Source organism: Pseudaminobacter soli (ex Li et al. 2025) (genome assembly GCF_029892515.1).
Taxonomy (GTDB): Bacteria; Pseudomonadota; Alphaproteobacteria; order Rhizobiales; family Rhizobiaceae; genus Pseudaminobacter; species Pseudaminobacter soli_A.
On sequence record NZ_JARXVF010000001.1, the window covers coordinates 663679 to 685479 of the forward strand.

29 protein-coding genes and 1 pseudogene are annotated in these 21801 nt (G+C 62.1%); 7 read left to right on the top strand and 23 right to left on the bottom strand.

From position 1 onward, the window contains the following. Positions 1 to 48: 48 nt before the first annotated feature. From M2281_RS03195 to M2281_RS03240, 10 genes are read right to left on the bottom strand one after another with little or no spacing between them, the layout of a single operon-like run. Entirely contained in the window at positions 49 to 294 is a 246-nt protein-coding gene (locus M2281_RS03195; protein WP_280819643.1) for a baseplate hub protein, read from the bottom strand. Between the two features lie 2 nt (positions 295 to 296). Beyond that, positions 297 to 938 (bottom strand): DUF2460 domain-containing protein, encoded by a 642-nt coding sequence (locus tag M2281_RS03200; protein ID WP_280819644.1) that lies wholly within the window; start codon positions 936 to 938, stop codon positions 297 to 299. Positions 939 to 946: 8 nt separating this feature from the next. Then, a complete protein-coding gene (locus M2281_RS03205; protein ID WP_280819645.1) occupies positions 947 to 1522 on the bottom strand; it encodes a phage tail tape measure protein in 576 nt (191 codons plus the stop codon). Continuing rightward, positions 1507 to 1749, bottom strand: coding sequence for a phage tail assembly chaperone (locus tag M2281_RS03210; protein ID WP_280819646.1), 243 nt, complete (start codon positions 1747 to 1749; stop codon positions 1507 to 1509). The genes M2281_RS03205 and M2281_RS03210 overlap by 16 nt, the downstream gene beginning before the upstream one ends. Next, complete coding sequence (locus tag M2281_RS03215; RefSeq protein WP_280819647.1) at positions 1746 to 2081, bottom strand: gene transfer agent family protein; 336 nt, start codon at positions 2079 to 2081, stop codon at positions 1746 to 1748. The genes M2281_RS03210 and M2281_RS03215 overlap by 4 nt, the downstream gene beginning before the upstream one ends. Next, positions 2078 to 2494, bottom strand: a complete 417-nt coding sequence (locus M2281_RS03220) for a phage major tail protein, TP901-1 family (protein ID WP_280819648.1) — start codon at positions 2492 to 2494, stop codon at positions 2078 to 2080. Before M2281_RS03220 ends, M2281_RS03215 begins: the two co-directional genes overlap by 4 nt. Before the next feature lie 58 nt (positions 2495 to 2552). Then, on the bottom strand, positions 2553 to 2963 hold the full coding sequence (locus M2281_RS03225; RefSeq protein WP_280819649.1) for a DUF3168 domain-containing protein: 411 nt from the start codon (positions 2961 to 2963) through the stop codon (positions 2553 to 2555). Then, on the bottom strand, positions 2944 to 3126 hold the full coding sequence (locus M2281_RS03230) for a hypothetical protein (RefSeq protein WP_280819650.1): 183 nt from the start codon (positions 3124 to 3126) through the stop codon (positions 2944 to 2946). Before M2281_RS03230 ends, M2281_RS03225 begins: the two co-directional genes overlap by 20 nt. Further along, positions 3123 to 3455, bottom strand: a complete 333-nt coding sequence (locus M2281_RS03235; protein ID WP_280819651.1) for a phage head closure protein — start codon at positions 3453 to 3455, stop codon at positions 3123 to 3125. The genes M2281_RS03230 and M2281_RS03235 overlap by 4 nt, the downstream gene beginning before the upstream one ends. After that, positions 3455 to 3769 (bottom strand): head-tail connector protein, encoded by a 315-nt coding sequence (locus M2281_RS03240; RefSeq protein WP_280819653.1) that lies wholly within the window; start codon positions 3767 to 3769, stop codon positions 3455 to 3457. Before M2281_RS03240 ends, M2281_RS03235 begins: the two co-directional genes overlap by 1 nt. A gap of 691 nt (positions 3770 to 4460) precedes the next feature. On the opposite strand from M2281_RS03240, the gene M2281_RS03245 reads away from it, so the two are divergent. The 3 genes from M2281_RS03245 to M2281_RS03255 all read left to right on the top strand — a co-directional run bounded on the left by M2281_RS03245 (position 4461) and on the right by M2281_RS03255 (position 7844). Further along, positions 4461 to 6614 carry a transglycosylase domain-containing protein gene (locus M2281_RS03245; RefSeq protein WP_280819654.1) on the top strand — a complete coding sequence of 718 codons (2154 nt, stop codon included), beginning with the start codon at positions 4461 to 4463 and terminating at the stop codon, positions 6612 to 6614. Between the two features lie 110 nt (positions 6615 to 6724). Continuing rightward, the gene (locus tag M2281_RS03250; RefSeq protein WP_280819656.1) at positions 6725 to 7309 is read left to right on the top strand and encodes a DUF1214 domain-containing protein; all 585 of its coding nucleotides are present in this window, start codon (positions 6725 to 6727) and stop codon (positions 7307 to 7309) included. Beyond that, on the top strand, positions 7302 to 7844 hold the full coding sequence (locus tag M2281_RS03255; RefSeq protein ID WP_280819657.1) for a DUF1254 domain-containing protein: 543 nt from the start codon (positions 7302 to 7304) through the stop codon (positions 7842 to 7844). Before M2281_RS03250 ends, M2281_RS03255 begins: the two co-directional genes overlap by 8 nt. 36 nt (positions 7845 to 7880) lie before the next feature. Here M2281_RS03255 and M2281_RS03260 read toward each other — a convergent pair whose 3' ends face one another. Beyond that, a complete protein-coding gene (locus tag M2281_RS03260; protein ID WP_280819659.1) occupies positions 7881 to 8075 on the bottom strand; it encodes a hypothetical protein in 195 nt (64 codons plus the stop codon). 221 nt (positions 8076 to 8296) lie between these two features. Here M2281_RS03260 and M2281_RS03265 point away from each other — a divergent pair, with 221 nt between their 5' ends. After that, positions 8297 to 9211, top strand: coding sequence for a hypothetical protein (locus M2281_RS03265; protein ID WP_280819660.1), 915 nt, complete (start codon positions 8297 to 8299; stop codon positions 9209 to 9211). Here the strand turns inward: M2281_RS03265 and M2281_RS03270 are convergent. The 3 genes from M2281_RS03270 to M2281_RS03280 all read right to left on the bottom strand — a co-directional run bounded on the left by M2281_RS03270 (position 9198) and on the right by M2281_RS03280 (position 12239). After that, positions 9198 to 9545, bottom strand: coding sequence for a DUF1491 family protein (locus tag M2281_RS03270; RefSeq protein WP_280819662.1), 348 nt, complete (start codon positions 9543 to 9545; stop codon positions 9198 to 9200). The genes M2281_RS03265 and M2281_RS03270 overlap by 14 nt on opposite strands. Positions 9546 to 9652: 107 nt before the next feature. Then, entirely contained in the window at positions 9653 to 10468 is an 816-nt protein-coding gene (locus M2281_RS03275; protein WP_280819664.1) for a peptidoglycan-binding domain-containing protein, read from the bottom strand. Further along, on the bottom strand, positions 10443 to 12239 hold the full coding sequence (locus M2281_RS03280) for a sensor histidine kinase (protein ID WP_280821095.1): 1797 nt from the start codon (positions 12237 to 12239) through the stop codon (positions 10443 to 10445). Before M2281_RS03280 ends, M2281_RS03275 begins: the two co-directional genes overlap by 26 nt. Before the next feature lie 464 nt (positions 12240 to 12703). On the opposite strand from M2281_RS03280, the gene M2281_RS03285 reads away from it, so the two are divergent. Next, complete coding sequence (locus tag M2281_RS03285) at positions 12704 to 13027, top strand: DUF5330 domain-containing protein (protein ID WP_280819665.1); 324 nt, start codon at positions 12704 to 12706, stop codon at positions 13025 to 13027. 109 nt (positions 13028 to 13136) lie between these two features. Next, positions 13137 to 13562, top strand: coding sequence for a SufE family protein (locus M2281_RS03290; RefSeq protein ID WP_280819666.1), 426 nt, complete (start codon positions 13137 to 13139; stop codon positions 13560 to 13562). Between the two features lie 7 nt (positions 13563 to 13569). Here M2281_RS03290 and M2281_RS03295 read toward each other — a convergent pair whose 3' ends face one another. Further along, positions 13570 to 14376 carry a DUF6456 domain-containing protein gene (locus M2281_RS03295; protein WP_280819667.1) on the bottom strand — a complete coding sequence of 269 codons (807 nt, stop codon included), beginning with the start codon at positions 14374 to 14376 and terminating at the stop codon, positions 13570 to 13572. A gap of 142 nt (positions 14377 to 14518) precedes the next feature. Between M2281_RS03295 and M2281_RS03300 the strand changes: the two are divergent. Then, positions 14519 to 14785, top strand: a pseudogene (locus tag M2281_RS03300) (cytoplasmic protein); the annotation flags it as partial. 119 nt (positions 14786 to 14904) lie between these two features. On the opposite strand, the gene M2281_RS03305 reads toward M2281_RS03300, so the two are convergent. The 8 genes from M2281_RS03305 to M2281_RS03340 all read right to left on the bottom strand — a co-directional run bounded on the left by M2281_RS03305 (position 14905) and on the right by M2281_RS03340 (position 21502). Further along, positions 14905 to 15330: a MucR family transcriptional regulator gene (locus M2281_RS03305; protein ID WP_280819670.1), complete on the bottom strand. Its 426-nt coding sequence runs from the start codon at positions 15328 to 15330 to the stop codon at positions 14905 to 14907. A 292-nt stretch (positions 15331 to 15622) separates the two neighbouring features. Beyond that, entirely contained in the window at positions 15623 to 15982 is a 360-nt protein-coding gene (gene mnhG / locus M2281_RS03310) for a monovalent cation/H(+) antiporter subunit G (RefSeq protein WP_280819671.1), read from the bottom strand. Further along, positions 15979 to 16305, bottom strand: coding sequence for a cation:proton antiporter (locus tag M2281_RS03315; protein ID WP_280819672.1), 327 nt, complete (start codon positions 16303 to 16305; stop codon positions 15979 to 15981). The genes mnhG and M2281_RS03315 overlap by 4 nt, the downstream gene beginning before the upstream one ends. Then, positions 16302 to 16775 (bottom strand): Na+/H+ antiporter subunit E, encoded by a 474-nt coding sequence (locus M2281_RS03320; RefSeq protein ID WP_280819673.1) that lies wholly within the window; start codon positions 16773 to 16775, stop codon positions 16302 to 16304. Before M2281_RS03320 ends, M2281_RS03315 begins: the two co-directional genes overlap by 4 nt. Beyond that, positions 16775 to 18349, bottom strand: a complete 1575-nt coding sequence (locus M2281_RS03325) for a Na+/H+ antiporter subunit D (RefSeq protein WP_280819674.1) — start codon at positions 18347 to 18349, stop codon at positions 16775 to 16777. The genes M2281_RS03320 and M2281_RS03325 overlap by 1 nt, the downstream gene beginning before the upstream one ends. 2 nt (positions 18350 to 18351) lie before the next feature. Further along, entirely contained in the window at positions 18352 to 18729 is a 378-nt protein-coding gene (locus M2281_RS03330; RefSeq protein WP_280819675.1) for a Na+/H+ antiporter subunit C, read from the bottom strand. Beyond that, complete coding sequence (locus M2281_RS03335) at positions 18729 to 19148, bottom strand: Na(+)/H(+) antiporter subunit B (RefSeq protein ID WP_280819676.1); 420 nt, start codon at positions 19146 to 19148, stop codon at positions 18729 to 18731. Before M2281_RS03335 ends, M2281_RS03330 begins: the two co-directional genes overlap by 1 nt. Continuing rightward, positions 19136 to 21502, bottom strand: coding sequence for a putative monovalent cation/H+ antiporter subunit A (locus M2281_RS03340; protein WP_280819677.1), 2367 nt, complete (start codon positions 21500 to 21502; stop codon positions 19136 to 19138). The genes M2281_RS03335 and M2281_RS03340 overlap by 13 nt, the downstream gene beginning before the upstream one ends. Positions 21503 to 21801: the final 299 nt, after the last annotated feature.

The following is a 21801-nucleotide window of genomic DNA, read 5'->3' on the forward strand; positions in this document are numbered from 1 at the left end:
TCAGCAGCAATTCCCGCAGCCCGCAACCCTCTCTTCAGACTATTGTTTTCACCGCGAATGGAACGGCCTCAAGGCGCCTTCGACGTCGACCGTATCGACGGAAAGGCCGAGCGTGTCGCGCGCCTCGCTGCCGCTAAAACCCGTCTCCGGCTCGAAGCGAATGCCATCAACCGTCAGCGCGCGATCATGATCGGTATAGCCGGCAACCGTCCCGTCCGATCTGGTGAGGCGCCAGCAGTGGCAGATGGTGGTTACATTGCTGGAGAGATGATCGATCAGGGACTGCGGATACACGCTCAAAGCTGCACCTCGATCAAAGGGATCGATGGAATCTGCCCCGCCTTGAAGGCCGTGAGGCTCATGGACAGGCGCTCATTGTCGAAGCGCACCGGCACGTCGAATTCGAAGCCCGCAGTCACCGCCGCTCCATTGATCGGCGCCTTGGCAAGAACCACTTCGCCGGACGCCGCGTCAAAGGAAAATCCGTCTGCCCCGAGCTCGGCATTGTCGATCGCCACCCGCAGCGACGAGATGACGGGCTTCGAGATGAGGCGAAAATAGGCGTCATCGCCTGTGCCGTAACGTTTGACGAGTTTGAAGCGCGTGGCGGTCCCGTCGCCATGGTCGAGCAGTTGGTCCGCAGGTGTTGGCGCATCCTCCGGCCGACACGACTTCATGTCGAACGGATCGCGGAAACGAAACGCATGCAGGGATCCGCGCCGCGCCTCGAAAAAGACGAGCACGTCGTGCAGGTCTTCAAGCGACCTGACGCCTGTGCCCGCATCATAATGGTGGCGCGACTGGGAGAAGCGCGCATTGCGCTTTTCGCGCCCCGAGGTCAGCGAAACGATCTCGTTACGCCGCTCCGGCCCGCCGGTTGCGCCAAAGGAAAGGGCGAGCGGAAAGCGCACATCGTGAAAACTGGCAAGTTCGGACATTCGCCTCCTCAAAAAGTTCTGGCGCCGCGCGAGACCGCGCGCGCGAGCATGCCGGTGATCTGCGCCTCGGATTTTCGGAACGAAGCGGCGTCCGGCGAGGTGACGTTGAAGACGACGTTCACCGGCGCGCCGCCACCTGCAGCGGCAACACCCAGCCGGCCATCAGGCCCCCGCTGCAGCGGCATGATCGCCTCCGGTCCTGCCTCGCCCATCAGCCCGAGATTGCGGCCCATGGGAAAATAACTCGGGGCGGAAACCACGCCCCCGCCGGCGAATGGCACCACATGGCCCGGCACGCCCCCTTTGGCGAAAGGCAATATGCCGGTGAGCCCGCCGAGCAACCCGGAAAACAGCGAACTGGTCAGTGATCGAAGCGGTTTCAGTCCCTGCTCCAGCGCCATGCCGGCGAGATTGAGCCCGATCCTGTGCAGCACGTCGTCTAGTTCGCGGCCACTCACTGCGGCCCCCTTCAGCGCTCCCGTCAGTTGCGCGCCAAAGCGATCCGACATCTTCTCCAGGTCTTCCAGCGCGGCCTGGAAAGGCGCCGCGTCGGCATTGATCGAGACCGTTACGTCCTCAACCATGCTCTCTCCTCATTCTCGGGGATGTCGGGAAAGATGCGCATCAGCGCAGCCAGGTCATCGCGCCGCGTCGCCTCCTCCGCTCGTCGCGTGAAAACGCTCATGGCGCGTTCGAATTCGCGCGGCGTCATGGCCCAGAAGGTACTGGGCGAAAGCCGCAGCAGGCCGAACCCCATGGCCATCACCTGGTCCCACGGGAATTCGCGCGCCTCGCCTGCCCCGGCTTTCAAGGGTTTGTGGCCGGCCCCGACGCTCCGCCGAAGGTCGCGGTCAACAGGTCGGCCACGATAGCAGTGAACCCTGCAACACCATTGGCCGCCTGCATGCTACCGACCTCATCGTCGGCGATGTCGTTGCCGCCGCCGCGCAAACCCGCACCGACAATGCGGATCATGTCCAGCGCCCAAAGCCGACCGCGCGAAAAGCGCTCCACCAGTGCGCCGAGGTCGTCGGCGGCATAGGTTGCCTCCAGCTCGGCAAGCGCGCCCAGCGTCAGGCACAGGCGATAGGTCTTGCCATCAAGTTCAGCGGCAATTTCGCCGCGCCGTTTGTTAGCGGTCATGGCGCCACCGTGAAGCTGATGGGGCCTGCCGATTCCAGCGCCATCTCGAAAGTCACCTCGCCATCATGGGTGCCGGTATATTCGAGCGACGTTATCTGGAAGACGCCCTGAACCACGCCGAAATCCGGCACGGAGAGCTGCCATTTCGAAATCTCGCCGGCAAAGAACCGGGACCTGATCGCGGCATCCGACTGCTGATCCTTGAAGATCCCCGACCCGCTGATCGAGGCGCGCTGGACGCCGCTGCCAGCCAGCAGTTCCCGCCAGCGACCGGCGGAGTCGGCATCGGTCACATCGACCGTTTCGCTGTTGAAGGCGATGCGTTTGGAGCGCAGCCCTGCAACAGTAATGAAATTGCCCGAGCCCGTGGAATCGAGCTTGAGCAGAAGGTCCTTGCCCTTCTGTGCGACCATGTCTGGTCTCCCGAATTGTTTGGTGGGGTAAATTGCCCGGCGCGAAGACGCCGACGGCTCAGACGAGGTCTTCAATCACCGCGCGGTATCGAAGAAGCCCGTGATGGACCGCCAGATCCTCGTCATATCTGGCTTCGGCAAATTCGAGCCGCATGTTCACCAGATGGTGCCTGTTCAGTTCCAGGGAACCGGCATCAAGGCACGCCTTGGCCGCCTCCATGATCTCCAGCGCTTCCTTCTTGCCCTTCGCCTTCGACCACACGTGCAGCGTGAAGAGATGTTCGCTGCCCTTCTCGGTGCCCGTGCTCCAGTCATAGACGCTGGTGCGGCCGAAGGTGAGATACGGGAAAGGCTGGTCGTCGGGTGCCCGATCGAACACCTTCGCGCCTCCCAAAAGCCCGATCAAAGCAGCATCGGCCTCCAGCGCGGAGAAAATGGCTTTCTGCAGCTCAACGGCCGACGCGGTCATTGCTTTCCCCCAACTCGCGGACGCGTTTGCCGGCGTTAACAGCCACGCGAGGCTTCCGCATTTCGGCACGGTAGCGTTGTTCAAGCTCTTCCGCCAGATCGTGCGCCTGCCAGCGCAGGGCACGCATCAGGCCATCCAGCGTCATCCTGATCGACGTTTTCATGGCGCACTCTCCAATGTGCGGCAGACAAGGTAACGCCCTGTCTCATCCGGGTCGTGAACGGTGACGATGCCAAAGATGCGCCCCTGGCCTGCCAGCCGCATCCCGGATGCTACATCACCGCGCCAGCGCATCGTAATGCGATGCGAAACCGCCTGCCGGGTCTGGTCGGCGCCGGAAAGGCTTTGCGCCGAGATCGGCTCGATCATCGCGAACACGTTCGCGATCTCCGTCCAGTTCTCGACCTGGCCGCCAAGACCATCCGAGCGAGTGGCGCATCGTTCGAGCGCCAGTTCCGTCCGCAACTTTCCCGGATCGATGAATTCCGCCATTAAAGCCTCCGGTCGCGATAGCCGGCGATCAGGCGGTCATAGCCGCCCGGATAGGAAACCGGCTGGTCGGCTGCGCCGTAGGCAGCGCGGAACTCGTACCAATGCGCCACCAGCAAGGTGACTGCCCGCTTCAGCAGATCCGGTACATCCGTCCCCGCCTCGCCGAAGCCGGCGGAAAGATCGATCTCGATGCCGTTCATGCTTCTCAGCGGCTCGGGGCGCCGTTCGATATGAAGGCGCGCAGGACGCGACAGCGTGTCGACCTGATAGTCGCCCGCCCTGCGCGTGCAGCGCCACGAAACCCAATCCGCCACTCTTGCGCTCGGGGCGCACGGCATCGTTCCCCGCGCTGCGAGGCCAAGGCCATTTCCAAGCCATGTGTTCTCCTGTCTAGAGAAATTCGCGAATGCGCGGGCGCGCCGAGCGGTCCGGTATGAGTTCGTTCACCGCCCAGACCAGCGCGTCGAGCCGGTCGGGTGGCCCCTTCCCCGCTTCCGAAGCCAAGAGCTTCGATTTCCCCAAGCAACCCGTCGATTACCCTGGCGACACGGCCGCCGGGATCCTTTGGCGGATTGCTGCGCTGCCAGGCGTCGCGGCCCGCGCGAGACTGGACAGTCGCGAGCCTCCACCCTGCGACAACGGCGATTTGTTCCAGGGACGGCCGGTCGCTCTCATAAAGCGCGCGCAGCCATCCACCGTGCTTTGGCGCATGGTACCATTCGAAAACTCTCTGGATTTCTGGAGATGTTCGCCGGTGGCCAATTGCGAGGCCATTCACCGGCCCGCCGCCCACACTTTTCCGACGATATGAAAACACTACCAAAGCACCGTCACGGTGTCAAGAATTTATTCCTATTCGAATGAGATTTTTTCACGATCTGTGGGCAACCCTTGGTTTTCCTCCGCGGGGGCCAATATGATTGGGTAAGAAGCCGATATTCACCGTCCGGAAACTGCCATATGCTTTTTCTGAGATTACGAAACAGACAGACGGGCGGCGGCGAAATGAAAGACCCCTCCGCGAAGCGAAAGGCCAAGGCGCCGCGTGCCAGCTTTTTCCTGGCAATCGACGCCTGGATCGATTCGTCGCTTTACGAGGCCAGTTTCAAGGCGCGGGAGTCCTGGGAATCCCTCACGATCTTTTTTCGGCGCTTTCGCGTCCGCGGCTGGCGGCGTGGCGTCATCGAGGTCCTGAGCGAAGGTTTCACCATGGGCGCGGCAGGCTCGGTCCTGCTGCTGGCGCTCGCTCTCCCCGCCTTCGAGGAGACCGTCGGCAACTGGCGGCAGCAGGACGACTTTGCCGTCACCTTCCTCGACCGCTACGGCAACGAGATCGGCCGACGCGGTATCATGCAGCGCGACTCCGTGCCTGTCGACCAAATGCCGGACTATCTCATCAAGGCCGTGCTCGCCACCGAAGACCGGCGCTTCTTCGACCACTACGGCATCGATTTCCTCGGCCTTTTCCGCGCCATGTCGGAAAACGTCCGAGCCAACTCCGTCGTCCAGGGCGGATCGAGCATAACCCAGCAGCTTGCCAAGAACCTCTTCCTCAACAACGAACGCACCTTCGAACGCAAGATCAAGGAAGCCTACCTGTCGATCTGGCTGGAGCACAACCTGTCGAAGAAAGAGATACTGCAGCTCTACCTCGATCGCGCCTATATGGGCGGTGGCGCGTTCGGCATCGAAGCGGCTGCGGATTTCTACTTCGGGAAGTCGGTCAAGGACCTCAACCTCGCCGAGTCCGCCATGCTGGCGGGCCTGTTCAAGGCGCCGGCGAAATATGCGCCCCACGTAAATCTGCCCGCAGCCCGTGCCCGTGCAAATGTGGTGCTCTCCAACCTCGTGCAAAGCGGTTTCATGACCGAAGGTCAGGTTCTGTCTGCGCGTCTCCACCCGGCAAGCGTGGTCGACCGCGGCGATCAAAAAAGTCCGGACTACTTCCTTGACTGGGCCTTTGACGAAGTGAAGCGGATTGCCGCCACTACCGGCGAACATTCGCTGGTGGCTCGCACCACCATAGACCTCAACATCCAGAAGGCCGCCGAAGAGTCCGTCGAGTTCAACCTGCGCCAGCACGGCAAGGAATATCACGTCAGCGAAGGCGCCTCGGTGGTTATCGAGACCAATGGGGCGGTGCGCGCCATCGTCGGCGGCCGCGACTATGGCGCCAGCCAGTTCAACCGCGCCACCAAGGCGCTGCGTCAGGCTGGCTCGTCGTTCAAACCCTATGTGTATGCGACCGCCATGGAGCACGGCTTCACGCCGGAGTCGGTAATATCCGACGGGCCGATCAGCTGGGGCAACTGGTCGCCGAAGAACTATGGCCGCAGCTATTCGGGCCGCGTCACCCTCACGACGGCCCTGCTGAGGTCCATCAACACCGTACCGGTGCGGCTCGCCAAGGACTACCTGACGACCGCGCCCATCAAGGCCACGGCGGAGGCCATGGGCGTCGAATCCCCGATCAGCTCGCACAAGACGATGGTGCTGGGCACCTCGGGCATGACGGTCATGGATCAGGCGACGGGCTATAGCGTGTTCGCCAATGGCGGGCTTGGCAGCATGCGCCACGGCATTCAGCAGCTCATCACCCACTCCGGCAAGGTCGTCTACGACTGGGATCACAATCACCCGCAGTTTAAGCGCGTGCTTTCGGAAAAGGCCGTATCCGAGATGAACTCCATCATGGTGCAGAACCCGGAAGCTGGCACGGCGCGGCGCGCCGCGCTGCCTTCGATCCGCTCGGCAGGCAAGACCGGAACCACCCAGTCCTATCGCGACGCCTGGTATGTCGGCTTCACCGGCAACTACACCGCAGCGGTCTGGCTCGGTAACGACGACTATTCCCCCACCCGCAACATGACGGGCGGCTCCCTGCCGGCAATGGTCTGGCAGCGTCTGATGACCTATGCGCACCAGAACATCGACATCAAACCCATTCCCGGCATAAAGAACCCCTATGTCGACCCGAGGGTCGCGGAAAAAGCCACCCAGATGGAACAGAAGAACGCCGATGCGATCGATGTGGACATGGGGCGGCCGCCGATCATGTCGAGTGCGACCACCCGCGTGCTGCTCGAGATGAACCAACACTTCAAGAGCGCCCCTGTCCTCGAGGCGCCGCCCGAGCCCGAAAAGCTGTCGGGCCTATGACCATATGATTGCCGCTCACCCAACGAGTTTCACAAGCACCGAATAACCCGACTAGCCTTGACCGCCGAAGGCGCGATATGCCCAACTGGCGGTCAAAATCCCGGCACCTCATGTTCAAGCACTCGTTCCTCGTCGCGTTGACCCTTGCCATCGCCATTGGCGGCGGAACCGCGAGCGTGTGGTATGCGCTGCAGATACCGGACGCCATCGGCGCCGTCTCGATCGGGGAATGGACCGCCTTTCCCGACATCGGCACCTCGGATGCCGACCCCTATTCGAAGGCCAAGGTTTCGCGCGAAGGCGTGCTGGCGCTTGGCCGGGCGGAGGGCCTTTCATTCATCGCCCAGCGCGACGCGAGCGGCGCGGAGCTTCGAAGAGGCTGCAGCTACACGATCGAGGGCACTGTTCCGCCCGCCCGGTTCTGGACGCTTTATGCGGCAGATGAAACGATGAGCGTCATCGCCGGCCCGGAAGGCCGTGCCCCTGCGCTTCATTCCTATGAGATGCTGCGTCAGCCCGACAATTCGGTTTCCATTTCCGTCGGACGGCATCCCGCTCCGGGCAACTGGCTTGCAGTCAGCGGCGGCGGCAAGATGTTCTTCGTGCTCACGCTTTACGACACCACCATCGCCAGCAGCACCGGGATCACGAATGTCGAGCTGCCGCATATCGTGAAGGTGGCGTGCGATGCTTAGGCTGCTCCACGCAATCCTCATCGGGCTCGTAGGTGCAGGCATCATCCATATCGTCGTGCTGCTGCTCGTGCCGCAGTTTACCGAGCAGGACGCGTGGTCCCGGCTGGCCATGTCGTCAGGCCCCTACAAAGTCACGAGGCTGGACGCGGAATCGGGCGGCAGCCCCATCGTCAAATCCGTCGATCCGTTATTCTACGCAGCCGCCTGCCGCTTCGACCTCTCGGACGGCGTCCTGCAGGTGAGCGCAAAGGGCTATACGCCGTTCTGGTCGGTTTCGGTCTACAATCGCGCCGGCGAAAATATCTACAGCTTCAATGACCACACGCTGCCAGACGGCAACATAGACTTCATCGTCCTTTCGCCGGCGCAGCTGGTCGATTTGCGCAAGGAGATGCCGGAAGGGCTGGAAAAGTCCATCTATGTCGAGTCCACCGCCAACCAGGGAATGGTGGTCGTGCGCAGCTTCGTTCCCGACGACAGCTGGAAGAAGTCGGTTTCCGATTTTCTCAAAGGCGTCACCTGCGCGCCGCAATAGTGCTCGCGCTGGTGCCCCGGGGTCTCACCATGCACCTCAGTGGCGCGGCGTGGGTTTCTTCGGCCCTGCGCCGGGCCGTCCGATGATGGTGCTGACGCCGGTGGCCTCGATCATGGCTCGACGCTCGTAGCGCACGCCTGGAAATATGATGATCGATGCCAGCGCCTGGGCCGGCGGCTCTATCGGTCGGCTTGCCGCTTTCCGCGGCACGAAAGACAATATGCTGCCCATGACACGCGTTTCCCTCTCGGTATGACCGGAGCAAGTACGCAACGCCTCCTTCTCCATCAGGCCAGCAGAGAGTTAACGGAGCGCTAACAAATCATTGCTAAATTTGTCTTTATTTCGGGACGAGGGCTTACCGGGCATCACCGGCCAGGCATTGTCCGGAAGCGTGTGCGTTTGTGTCAGGCGTGGTCCTTGTGTCATCTTCAGATTTCAGGCGTCTTGCCTTGAAAGGCGAAGCAGGAAAGAGCGAGCGGCTGTTTCGCGCCGCCGTTTCCGCATTTTGTTCGCTGACGCGCCCGACGCGGCGCGAAATATCTCAGCTCGAAGACCTCGCACTGCCGCTTTTCGATCAGGTTCCGGTGGACGCACGCCGTTTCGCTTCGGCCGCCCTTTCAGAATGCGAATACGCGCCCCGCGCGCTCATTCTACGGCTGAGCAACGAGACCGTCGACATTGCCGCCCCCCTGCTCATCCGCTCGAAGCTGCTTCGGGATATCGACCTCATCACCCTGATCGGTCGCCACGGCTTGCCCCATGCGCGCGCTATTGCCCGCCGCCCAGATATCAACCCGGCAATTGCCCATCTGATCCGTGCCCTGAGCCATTCGAGGTCGGCGGCCACATCGGCAAAGACGGGTTCTTCCGAGGCTGCAGACGAACGACTGCCCGGCGTTTCAGCCGACAATGCGCGTCGGCGCCTGCGCTCGATGATGCTGCCGTCGCAGGAAAGCTCCTCTGACGGCGCCGAGGAGGCGCCGGCATACACCAAGCTGCGCGACACCGCTCTCACCGGAAATGCCAGCCTGTTCCAGATGGCTCTGGCAGGGGTGTCCGGCCTTGATTTCCGGACCGCCAAGTCAGTCACCGATACGACGGACCAGTCGCTGCTCCTTGCCGCGTTGCGTTCGCTCGAGCTGAGCGAAGAGCGGGCCTTCCTTATCGCTGCCGCCCTTTTCCCGGGCAGATATGCGCACGCCGAGGCGATACGGCTCTTTCTGCTCCGCTACCGCGCGCTCGATCCCGAGGCTGCGCGTGAGCGCATCCGAACTTGCAAGGCCGACGCAATCGCGGCCGCAGTTCAGGCGAACAACTCGCAGCAGAACCGTTCGCAAGACAGCCAGAAGCTCAAGGCGTCATAACGGAAATCATCTCGCCGATGGGCGTCTGTCCGGCCTCGATCTCGACGACCCAGATGTCGCGATCGAACCGTTTTTCCTTTTCCAGACGCGCCTCGATGGCTTCCGCGTCATCGCCGGCATAAAGCTGGGAAAAGTAGCGGTCGTCGGGCCGCGCGGAATCGTAGCTCGTCTGCGGGGCCGGTCCGAACAGCGACACCTCGCCCAACCGGTTTCGGCAAAGCACGAACACTGCCCCTGCCTCGCCCGCGCCCCGCTTGACCACGGCCGCGAAGCCGCCGTCGCTGAAGACGCGGCGCAACAATACGGATACCCAAAGGTCTGTGGTCACGCGCATGGATCGGACAACTCGTTGCTGCGGCAGAAAGATACCGCTCTTAGCCGCCATCGCCAGTGAAGGACAGCACTAAGCAAGCATTGGGAAGCGAACGAGTGCGCCTGGCTTCAGTGCGTCAGGCCGATCGTCTTCATCTTGACGTAGACGGCCTCATCCGGCTCCCCGGTCTGGGGCAGGCCGAAAAGCGACTGAAATTCCTTGATAGCAGCCTTGGTGCGCGCGCCCGCCACACCGTCGGAGGCGATATCCGCATTGCCGAAGGCCCTCAACCCTTCCTGGATCTTGGCGATCCGTTGGGAGATTGCAGCTGCCGACGGCTGCTGCTGCGCCGGCTCTGGCTGCACGGCGGCCGCAGGCCTGGCCTGCGATGGAGCCGGCCGCGGTTGTGGCGCCGGTACGGGCGGGATAGCGGCTGCGGGCGATTTCAAACCAAGCTGGTTCAGAAGCTGATCATCGATCTGGTCCGTGGCGTTCAGGCCCATCTTCTGCTGATACGCCTCGATAGCCCGGGACGTGGCGGGGCCGCTCAGCCCATCCACGGTGCCATCGTAGAAATTCAACGTCTTCAGTACGCCCTGAACTTGCTCTACGACCGGATCGCTCTTCGGTCGGACAACAGGGGGAACCTCCGCCGGCCGCTCGATCTGGATGGTCGTTTCAGGTTCGGTCCGGATCGTCGCATCGCGGTCGGCCGGCCAGCTGAATTCCCGTGTGGCGAAAAACGCGCTGGTATGCGCGTGCGGCTGATACCAGAGCGCATTGGCCGAGACGTAGAACAGCGAAACCATGAAGGCGGTGGAGCCGCCCACCAGGACCGGGTTGCGCGAGATCATGCTGCCTACGGCTGCCGCGCCCTCCTGCAAGGGGCTGGGCCTGCGGACAGGCTCCTTGGCCTGCCTAGCCTGCCTTGCGGAGCGAGCCATGCGCTTCCCTTCTCATTTCGCCGGCTGCCCGCAGCGGCACCAGCGCGCCACGCTCTTCCACTGGTTCGTCGATGGCAGGCCCACCAACCGGCAGGCAGATGGTCACTGTGGTGCCCTCGCCCAACGCGCTTTCGATCGACATCGTGCCTTCATGCAGCGACACGAGACCCTTCACTAGCGAAAGACCAAGCCCAGTTCCCTCGAACTGGCGCGTATAGTCGTTCTGGACCTGCGTGAACGGCTTGCCCAGCCGCGCAAGATCGTGGTCAGCAATACCGATGCCGTTGTCGCTCACCCAGAAATGCAGCCACGAACCCAACCGCTTGGCGCCGACGCTGACCTGGCCGCCGCTCGGCGTGAACTTGATCGCGTTGGAAACAAGGTTGATCAGCATCTGCTGGACGGCGCGCTGGTCCGCATGGATTTCGCTAGTCTCCGGCGCAATCTGCGTCGTCAGCGAGATGGTCTTGGCTTCCGCCTGCAGGTTCATCATCGAGCGGCACATCTCCACCGCATCCGCGAAACGGAACGATTCGGGATTGGTGGCATAGGTGCCTGCCTCGATGCGGGATACATCAAGAATGGAGTTCACCACGGCCAGCAGGTGATGGCCGGAATCGCGAACCAGCGTGACGTATTCCTTCTGGCGCGGATTCTGGAAGCCGCCAAAGGTTTCATGCAGCAGCATGTCGGAGAAGCCGATGATGGCATTGAGCGGCGTGCGCAGTTCGTGGCTGACCGCCGCCAGGAAACGGCCCTTCGCGATCTCGAGCGCCGCAGTCGAGTCGTCGGCATTGGCGAGATCGGAACGCAGCTGCGCCACTTCCTCGTTCTCGCGAAGCAGAGCGGTGAAGATCGGGGCGCGATTGCCGTTGCTCATCAGCTCGATCAGGAACGGACGATAGTTGTCGGTCGGGCCGTCCTCCTGGCGCGGCAGCCGAACCCGGACTTCCACCTTGCGATGGGCGGCACCGCCGCGCAGGTCGGCCAAAGCGCACAGGTAAGCCACGCGATCGGACACATGGATGCGGTCGAACAGGCCAGTGCCGAGCAGAAGCTCCGGCTGCAGGCGCATCGTCTCGCGTGCCTGCGCAGAGACGTCGGCAATGTCGCCATTCGGCGCCATACGAATCACGACGGCGTCGATGAGGTCCTCAAGCCGAGGCTGCTCGTCGCCTTCCTCGTCCTGGGAGGTCTTTGCGAACACCCCGCTGATGCGCGGCAGAAGCGTCGCCACATAGGCAAGCGGCACCAGCCAGTGCCAGCCAGCCACGGGCGCGGCAGCGGAGAATACGGTCGAACCAAGCAGTGCCTGCAGCGGCAGCACAGCCAGTGCAGCGCCGGCACCACAGAGCGCCGCACGCAAACTGCGCCTCTGCCAATAAACTTCCAGCGGCAGCGCGAGCAGGAGCATCGACATCGGCGAAGCAAGGCCGCCAGCGGCAGCAACAATCGCAGTAATCGAAGCGGTGCCGAAACCCAGAGCAGCCACCGCCGCCGGCAGTTCCTTGCCGCTGGCCGCGACCAGCAGAACCGCGAGCCAGGCCGCACCGAAGGTTGCGCAGATCGACGCAAGGGTCATGGCAGCGCCAAGCGTGGCCGCCAGATAAAAGGAGATTGAAACCGATACGAAGAAGGGAGCCGCAAGCAGGATGCCGACCAAGCGGCGCTGGGCCGCGCGGGCGCTTTCATCCCGAACGGAAGGATGCACCAAGCGGTCGCAGCCGGCGTCGACGGCGCCGAATACTTCGCTGGATCTGGTGGCAAACAAACTCACGCAACACACTCGCAACTGGTCCGCTTGACGGACGCTTTTTGGTTGTTTCCGAACCTCGCATCGAGCCTTTAAAGAAAGGATAAGGCAGTGCCGTTCAGGCCCCTCCCGGGCCACAAATATTGGCCGAGCCGGCGCACAAATCGAACCCAGTTCCTCGCATGGTAAACGGACCGTTAGCCGCGTTCGAAGTCTTAACTAGCGGCCATTGTGGCCCTGGATTTTGTCCGCTCGGAAACTCGTGCATTTGAAAACAAGAGCTTACATGGTTAGGCAAAGCTTAACGCATTGCCTCAAATCCGAGCCGCTTCCGCCGTCCTGCGGATCATTAAAATTCGAACAAAATTTGCTGCAAATGCCATTGGCTTGTGCAATCGGTCCTTTGCGTGGCCGTGGCAGTGTGCTCATACAAACGAGGTCGCGCCAACGATGTGCGACCCGCATTCGACGAGGGCAAGGACATGGGTTTTCTCCTCAAGACGGCTTTTTGGTTTTCGCTGGTTCTCCTGGTGTTGCCGTTCGACTTCGGTGGAAAGAGCGACGATCAGCCCAGCGTCGGCGCCTTCCAGACTTTCTTTGCAGCACGCGAGGCGCTCGGCGACATCGGCGGCCTCTGCGAGCGCAAGCCCGAAGTCTGCGAGATCGGAAAGTCTGCAATGCACACGGTCGGCATCAGGGCGCGCGAAGCCGCGCGGATCGCCTATGAACTGCTCGACAGCCAGCTCGGCCAGCCCGACACTGCCGCGACCACCGCGAGCATCCCTGCCGCACAGCCCGCCAACTGAGTTTCTCTTCGCCGCCTAGGCGGCCCACCGCAGGCCGGTTGCCCTCTCGTGGCCTGCGGTGTTTTTCTTTTTCCGTGACGCAGCCCTCTAGTGTCACTATATCGAAATCATGACAGCGACGATCCAGGATATCCGCGACGACTTTGCCTTCCTCGACGAGTGGGAAGATCGCTATCGCTATGTCATCGAACTGGGCGAAACGCTTCCCCCCTTCCCCGAACATGCCCGCAACGACGCGCACAAGGTTGCCGGCTGCGTCAGCCAGGTCTGGCTGCTGACGGATCGCGGCGACGGCTCCGATCCGGTCATCCGGTTCCAGGGCGATTCGGACGCGCATATCGTGCGCGGCTTGGTCGCGATCCTGCTTGCGCTCTTCTCGAACCGCCGTGCCAGCGAGATCATCGCGACCGACGCGGAAGACACGCTGCGCTCGCTCGGCCTGGATTCGCATCTGACGCCGCAGCGAGCCAACGGCCTTCGCTCCATGGTGAAGCGGATCAAGCGCGACGCCGAGAGTGCGCTGCAGCCGGCCTGAACGGCCATCAAACCATTCTCGGGCGATAATCCTCACTGCCCCAGTGCAACATGCGCGCCGGTCTGCGGACATTGGCCGAACGCGCAGGCTCATAGTGCCGGCTGAGCGCGCCTAATGCCGTCTTGAGAACGATCTTGGCCGAACGCACCGGCCAGCCTCGCTCCGCTTCCACCAGTTCGAGCCCCTTGAGGAAGCAGCAAATGTCGATCAGCACGCCGGAAAGCTCCGGCCCGACTGCGGCTATCGCCCGTTCGACGCGCAGCCGCGCGGCCAGGGCAGCGTCGGTCAGCTCAGCTATGCCATTGCCACTGGCCCTTCGCCCAGACGCCACGCTAGCCTCCCAGTTCGCGCCCAATCGGGGCATGATCTGCCCGCGCGTATAGTCAGCCCGCAGCCGCTCACCTGCCCGGAACTCCGCCTCGGTCAGAAACGGCGCGCCGTCCCTGGTCTTGCGCCGCATCAATTGCCCAAGCGGCGACTCCGAGAGGTTGACGATGGCCCTGATTGCAGCCCCGTCCCGCTCGACCGTCACCACGTCGAGATCGCGTTGCACCGACTGAGACGCACGTTCCTGCGATACCGTTTTCGCTGGCCGAGCATCGTTGCGCCGCGTCACCTCGTCTCCGTGGCGAACGATGCTTCCCCTTTCGACCAGTTGCCGAAAAACTTCCGCCGACACCGAAATCGTGCCGCGATCTTCCCCGTCCAGCAGCAGCTTGCCTGCGCAGGCCGCATCTCGGACCTCGGTCCTGCCGCCGGACACAAAGCGCATGATGCGCCGCTCTGCCTGCTCGCGTTCCGTCTGCTCTGCCATGTCAAAGCCCCAGCCGGAATTAACAAGGCTTTGGAATGAAGGGAGCTTTTCTCGCCAGACCGTTTCAGGACAGCAAATTTCATCCCCCGGTTTCGCGGCCGATCGATAGTGCGTTCATCGCAACGACGAAGGAATCTGCGTGATGAACGATATCCATGCCGAATACAGGGCCTTCCGCACAAAGCAGACGGCCGAAGTCGCGAACGCCCGCCAGACCGCGGCGCTTCACCTCGTCTGCGGGATGGATCTTTCGTCCGCGTTGACCGCGGAACCGGAACAAAAGGCAAGGCTGGCATTGCGCCTGGAGCGGGCCATCGAACGGGAGCGTCTGCGCGGCATGCGCCGGCACTGGAGTTATGATCTCAACCGGCACATCGCTCTGAAGCAGGCGTTGGACAGGCTGCGCGGTAGCGAGGCGGCGCTGGCCGATGCCCACGACAACCATTTGGCGAGGCGGATCGCCAAAAGGCCAAATGCAAAACGGCGCCCGAGGGCGCCGTTAAAACCTATTAACCAGTCCTGACGTTCTTATTTGGACTTGCGCTTACGGCCGAGGCCCATCTTCTTTGCAAGCTGAGAACGGGCAGCAGCATAGTTGGGTGCCACCATCGGGTAGTTGGCATCCAGACCCCACTTCTCGCGATACTGGTCGGGCGACATGCTGTAGTGCGTCATCAGATGACGCTTCAGCGATTTGAACTTCTTACCGTCTTCAAGGCAGACGATATAGTCGTCGTGAACCGAGCGCTTCGGATTCACGGCCGGCTTCTGCTTGTCAGCCGGCGGCTGCTCGACGGTGCCGCCGACGCGGCCAAGAGCAGCATGTACATCTGCGATGAGATTAGGCAATTCGCCGACCGGCACAGGATTGTTGCTGACATAAGCGGCGACAACATCCGCTGTCAATTCGATCAGCATCTCATGATTTCTGTTCGGCGTTTCGATAGCGTCCATTTTCTTCAGGCCCCATAGTGTAAGTTTGAAAGGCGCCCCTTTTTTGTAGAGTTGGGGCTTTGCGCGAGTTAACGCAGGGACAGCCCATTACGATTCGCGTCTCACATCTTAATGGACTTCACACCTAATTAAGTCAATTAAATATTTCGTCATTTAGTGTCATGACTGGGGTTAAGACCCAATATTCACATATGTAAACTTGAGCTACTGCGCCATTCGATGACCGATCGACCCAGAATGCAGACAAGCAAAGCATATGATCGATTGAAATAGGTCTTGGATTTTACAAAAATCAACTTTGAGTAGTTTTGTGAACTGGTCGAGGCGCGTCCGCAATATCGTCCATCACGGACTCTTCCCACAAACGGTAGCCTGCGGCATGGGCAGCTTTGGCCAGAAGATGAGCCGAGATCGGCGCCGTCAGCAGAAAGAATACCACTCCTGCGAGTGCTCGCGTGGCGATGGCGAGATCCGGGGTCTGAACAGCCAGGGCGATCAGCACCACGCAGGAGCCCAGGGTTCCTGCCTTCGATGCCGCATGCATGCGGGTGTAGAGGTCCGGAAGGCGCAGCAGACCTATCGAAGCGACCAGGGTGAACATGGCGCCGATCACGACAAGGATGCCGGCGACGTAGTCGAGCAGCAACGTCATCTTCTCGTCTCTCCCTTTGCCCCGGGCGCCAAGGACGCATCCTCCGGCTTGCGGCTCATCACGAAGCGCGCAAACGCCACGGTGGCGAGAAATCCGACCAGCCCGAGTGCAATGGCGATGTCGACGTAAAATGAAAAGCCCGTCCGGATGCCGAGAACGGCGATGAAGCCGATGGCGACCGCCACAAGCATATCCAAACCGAGAATTCGATCGGGAAGCGTGGGCCCCTTGAGCACGCGCAAGACCGTGAGCAGGAAGGACAGGCATAGCACCGCCAGCGAGACCTGCACGCAGTAGGACAGGAAGGTTTCCCCGTCGATCATCGGAACGCCTCCATGATCTTGCGTTCGAAACCATCGGCAATGTCGCGCCGCGCAGCGTCCGGATCGGAGCAATCGATCGCGTGGACATAAAGCACGCGCCTGTCATCAGAGACGTCGACCGAGAGCGTTCCCGGCGTCAGCGTGATCAGATTGGCCAGCAGCGTGATCTCGAAATCGCGGTCGACCTTGAGCGGATAGGCGAAGATGCCCGGCTTGAGATCCATCTTCGACGATAACACCAGCTTGGCCACGCGCCAGGCCGACAGGATCAACTCCTTCACGAACAGGACTGCCAGCGAAAACACCCGCCCGATGCGGGCCGCACTGCGGAAAGAGCCGACCTGGTCGCGGACGAGATAGAGGCTGATGCCGCCCAAAAGCAGCCCAAAGAGCAAGTTGGGAAGCGAGAACGAACCGGTGATCGCCGCCCAGGCCAGGGCCAGCAACAGAATGCCCAACGAAAGAGCCATCAGCCGCCTCCCGCCGGAAAGACCGCGTTGATATAGGCCGAGCTGTTCAGCAGCCCGGCGGCCGCCATGTTCGCGACCCGGATAACGGGCTCGGGGAATATGCCCAGAAGCACGATGGGCACCGTCAGCACCACCAGCACGCCCTGGCCAAGCGCCGGCAGGGCCGTCGTCGCAGGAACGATGACTGGCGCCACGCCCTTTGCTGGCGCGTCGCGCCAGAACGCGAAAAGGAAGATACGGCCCATGGCGATCGTCGTCAGGAAGCCGGTCAGCAGGATGGCTCCCGCCAGCCACCAGGCGTTCGCATCGACAGCCGCCTTGACCAGCAGCACCTTCGGCCAAAGCCCGGATGCCGGCGGCAGACCGGCAATGGCCAGCGCCAAGAGTAGCGCAATCGCAGTCAACAATGGCGAGGCACGATAGAGGCCGGAAAGCTCATGCAGTGAGAAGCTGCCGCCCATCTCCTTCATCACCCCGGCAAGCAGGTAGAGCGCCGTCATGATCAGCATGGAGTGCACGGCGTAGAAGATCGTGCCGGAAAGCCCCGTCTCAGTGCCGAGTGCAAGCCCGGCCATCATCACGCCGACGCCGGAGATCACCAGGAAGCCGAAGACACGCCGCGTGTCCGATTGCGCCAGCGCACCGAGCACGCCGAGGATCATCGTTGCGACCGCAACCCAGCCGATCAGATCGGCTAGGATGCTACGCTCGACCGGGAACAGCATCACCAGTGTACGCAGCAGCGCATAGATACCGATCTTGGTCAGCAGGCCGCCGAACAGTGCGGCCGCAACGATGCGTGGCGTGTGGTAGGAAGCCGGCAGCCAGAAATTCACCGGAAATGCCGCCGCCTTCATACCGAACGCCAGCAGATAGAGCGTCGCCAGCGTCATCAGCGGCGCGGCTTCGCTCATGGTCGGCGCCTTGCGAGCGATATCGGCCATGTTGAGCGTGCCGAAGGTGCCATAGAGATAGGCCGTCGCAATCAGGAACAGCGTCGTCCCGACGAGATTGAGGATCGCATATTTGGTGGCGCCATCGATCTGCGCGCGCTCCGACCCAAGCACCAGCAGGCCGAAGGACGAGATGACGAACACCTCGAACCAGACGTAGAGATTGAAGATGTCGCCGGTCAGGAAGGCACCGCTGACACCCGTCATCATCAGCATCAGGAATGGGTAGAACCCGTAGCGCCGGCCGGAAACATCGATGTCGCGGAGGGCGAAGATCGCGCAGACAAAGGCGACGATGCCGGCAGTCAGCGCGAAGGTCGCCCCCAACGCATCAGCCGTAAAGGAGATACCGAAAGGCGGCAGCCAGCTGCCCATGGTCATCGACAGCGGCCCGTGCTCCAGGACCCGCGACAGCAACGCGGCATCTGCACCGACCAGCGCGGCCAGTCCGATCAGGGCAACGATGCCGTGCCAGCGCATTTCGTGGCGGAACATCAGGAGCAGCGCGCCGAAGATCAGCGGGATCAGCACAGGCGCCACGATCAGCCAATCAACGGCAGGCACCGGCCCGATGATCATCGCGCCGGCCACGTCGACCGCCTTTGCACTTTCGCCCGCCATCGTCAGTACCCTATCGGCGGAAGGGGCTCGCCTTCCGGTTCGGCAACGCGCATGCCGTCGGTGTCATCGGTGCCCAGTTCCTGATAGGCGCGATAGGCCAGCACCAGCAGGAAGGCGAAGAACGAGAAGGAGATGACGATCGCCGTCAGGATCAGCGCCTGCGGCAATGGGTTGGCGACCGGCCCGGTCAGAGTGGTTGCACCCTCGGGAATGATGGCCGCCACCTCGCGCATCACCCTGCCCGACGTGAAGATCAGGAGGTTCACGGCATTACCGAAGATCGCGACGCCAAGCAGGATACGGATCACATGCTTGGACAGCATCAGATAGATCGAGACGGCAAAGAACAGCCCGACGAGAACTGCGAATGCGGGTTCCATCAGCCGTCCTCCCTTTCCTCGAGCGCAAGCGCGATCGAGGTGATCGATCCGACAACAACCAGATAGACGCCGATGTCGAAGAACATCACCGTCGAAAAGTCGACCTCGACCCCAAGGATGTGCACCGAAGTCCAGAGCCCGGTGAGGAAGGGCACACGGAAGGCGTAGGACAGCAGCCCCGAAAGCGCCGACAGGAAAAGGCCGAAACCGGAGATCGCCATCGGGTGGAAGAACATCGCGCGGCGCACCGCCGGCGCACCATAGGCGATGCCGAGGATGGCAAATGCCGACGCGGCAATGAGCCCGCCGATGAAGCCGCCGCCCGGTTCGTTGTGACCGCGCAGCAGCACGAAAACCGAGAACAGCAGCATCAGGCTGCTGAGGTAAGGCGCGGCTGTGCGAAAGATCAGTGTTCGCATGGCGCCTGCTCCTGGCGGGTCGTTTTGACCTTTTCGTGGCCCTTTGTGCGAACGCGGATCAGCGCCAGGATCGACAGACCGGCGATCATGACCACGGAGATTTCGCCCAGCGTGTCGAGCCCGCGGAAGTCGACGATGATCACGTTGACGATGTTGCGGCCGTGCGCGATCGCCTTCGAGTGGGCCTCGAAGAAGCTGCTCAGCGTAGCGTCGAACGGCAGTTGGGTCACCTTGAGCAGCAGTAGCGCGAAGGCCACGCCGCATGCAGTCGACACGATGATGTCGAGCGCCTTCTGCCCCAGGGGACGACGCTCCGTCACCGCCAGCCTGAGGCGCGTCATGACCAGCGCAAGGATGACCACGGACAGCGTCTCGACCATGAACTGGGTGAATGACAGGTCCGGCGCGCCCAGAAGCATGAACAGAAGCGCCACCGCAAAGCCCTGGATGCCGAGCGAGACGATGGCGGTCAGGCGGTCCTTCGCATAGACCACGGCACCAAGGCCGATCACGGCAATTGCCATGACGGTGAGTTCGTAGAAGCGCAGGTCAGGCCAGGCCGGCATGGACGGCAGCTCGCCGAACATGATCATCGGCACAAGAAGCGCCAGCGCCACGGCGATGAAGACGACCGTCAGATAGAAATCGAGCTTGCCGTTCTGGACGATCCGCGTCACGCGAACAGCGAGACGAACGAGACCGCGCATGGCCTGGTCGAAGCCACGGTCCGGCCCCCAGCCGATAGCCGCAAGCAGCGAAACCATCCCTGCGCGCAATTTCGCCTGGCTCCTGTAGGCCCAGATGCCCAGCACGATCGTCAGCACCGACAGGAACAGCGGCACGCCGATATGCGGCAGGGTCGAGATGTCGACCGTCAAGGATAGGCCGGCGACCGCGCGCGCCATCGGGCTCGAAAACAGGTGATGCACGAGCGGCGAATAGAGCGCCGCCGCAAAACCGGACAATGCAAGAACCAGCGGACCGAGCCAGAGCAGAACCGGGCCTTCATGCGCCTTCTTCGGCGCATTGCCCATCGGCCCGATGAACGGCTTCAGCCCGACGGTGAAGCCTATCGCGAACATCAGCACATTTCCGATCAGCGCCACCAGCAATGCCAGCGTTGCCCAGCCGCCGCCGACCGCCAGCGCAGCATAGATTTCTTCCTTGGCGAGGAAGCCGAAGAACAGCGGCACGCCGCCCATCGAAAGCGCAGCCAAGAGACCGGCAGTGAAGGTTATCGGCATCGCCCCGCGCAGGCCGCTGAGCGAGGAAATGTGGCGTGTGCCGGTTTCATGGTCGACCAGCCCCGCCACCATGAACAGCGCGCCCTTGAACATGGAATGCGCAATCAGATAGAGCACCGCCGCCTCGACCGCGACCTCGGAGCCAAAGCCCGTAAGCATCACCAGAAGGCCGAGCGAACCGACAGTCGTATAGGCCAGCATCAGCTTGAGATCGGTCTGGCGAACTGCCAGCAGCGTGCCGACAAAGAGGGTCGTGCCGCCGAACAGCGGCAGGATCGTTTCCCAGGCGATGGTGTCGCCCATCACCGGGTTAAGCCGCATCACCAGATAGACGCCGGCCTTCACCATGGTGGCAGAGTGCAGATAGGCCGACACGGGCGTCGGCGCCTCCATGGCATTTGGCAGCCAGAAGTGGAACGGAAACTGCGCCGACTTCGTGAAGGCGCCGCCCAGCATCAGCACCAGCGCAAGAAGGTAAAGCGGGCTTTCCCGCAGGACATTGCCTGACGCGAGCAGCGTCGACAGCGCATTCTGTCCCGTGACCGACCAGACGACCAGCAGGCCCGCCAGCAGCGAAAGGCCGCCCAGCCCGGTTACCACCAGGGCCTGCAGCGCCGCCCGACGTGCCGCCTCGCGACGGTGGTCGAAGCCGATCAGCAGGAAGGAAGTGATCGAGGTCAGTTCCCAGAAGACGAAAAGCATCAGGAAGGAGTCGGAAACGACCAACCCCTGCATCGCGCCCATGAACATCAGGATGAATGAGAAGAAGCGCCCCTGATGTTCGTGCCCCTTCAGATAGCCGCCCGAATAGAGCACGATCAGCGTGCCGATACCGGAGATCAGCAGCGCGAAAGTCAGCGAAAGCCCGTCCATGTACCAGGAGAAGCGAACGCCGAGGCTCGGAATCCAGTCGAAGCCGCCGGTCACCGTGCCGCCGCCGGCAATGGCGCCCAGCATTCCGCAAAAGTGCGAGAATATCCAAAGTGGTGCGAGCGCAAGGACCCACGCTGCATTGTGCTTCAATATGCGCGTCAAGATGGGGGCCGCAGCGGCAGCCAGAAACGGCAGTATCAGCGCAAAAAATGTCAGCGGCCGGTCCCCCGTTTCCACTCTACGGGCCGATGCGAGCAACCTCGTCACATGTCGGCAGGATATAAGGATATTGGAATAAGCAGGCCAAGCCTTATCGGCAAGTCTTTACAGGCCTATCCACAGTTCCTCAGTGTCGCAGCGACTGCTCGCACATGACATTGTCAAAACTTGGCCGCTATTGGCGCCATCGACAGCGCCGCGGTTCGGCCTATTTCCTGAAGCACCTATTTCCGGCAGCCATAGGACAAACAACTCTTGAACCCGACTGCGTCGCCGTGTTCATTCGACGGTCGACAGTTCAATCCGAGCGAGATGCA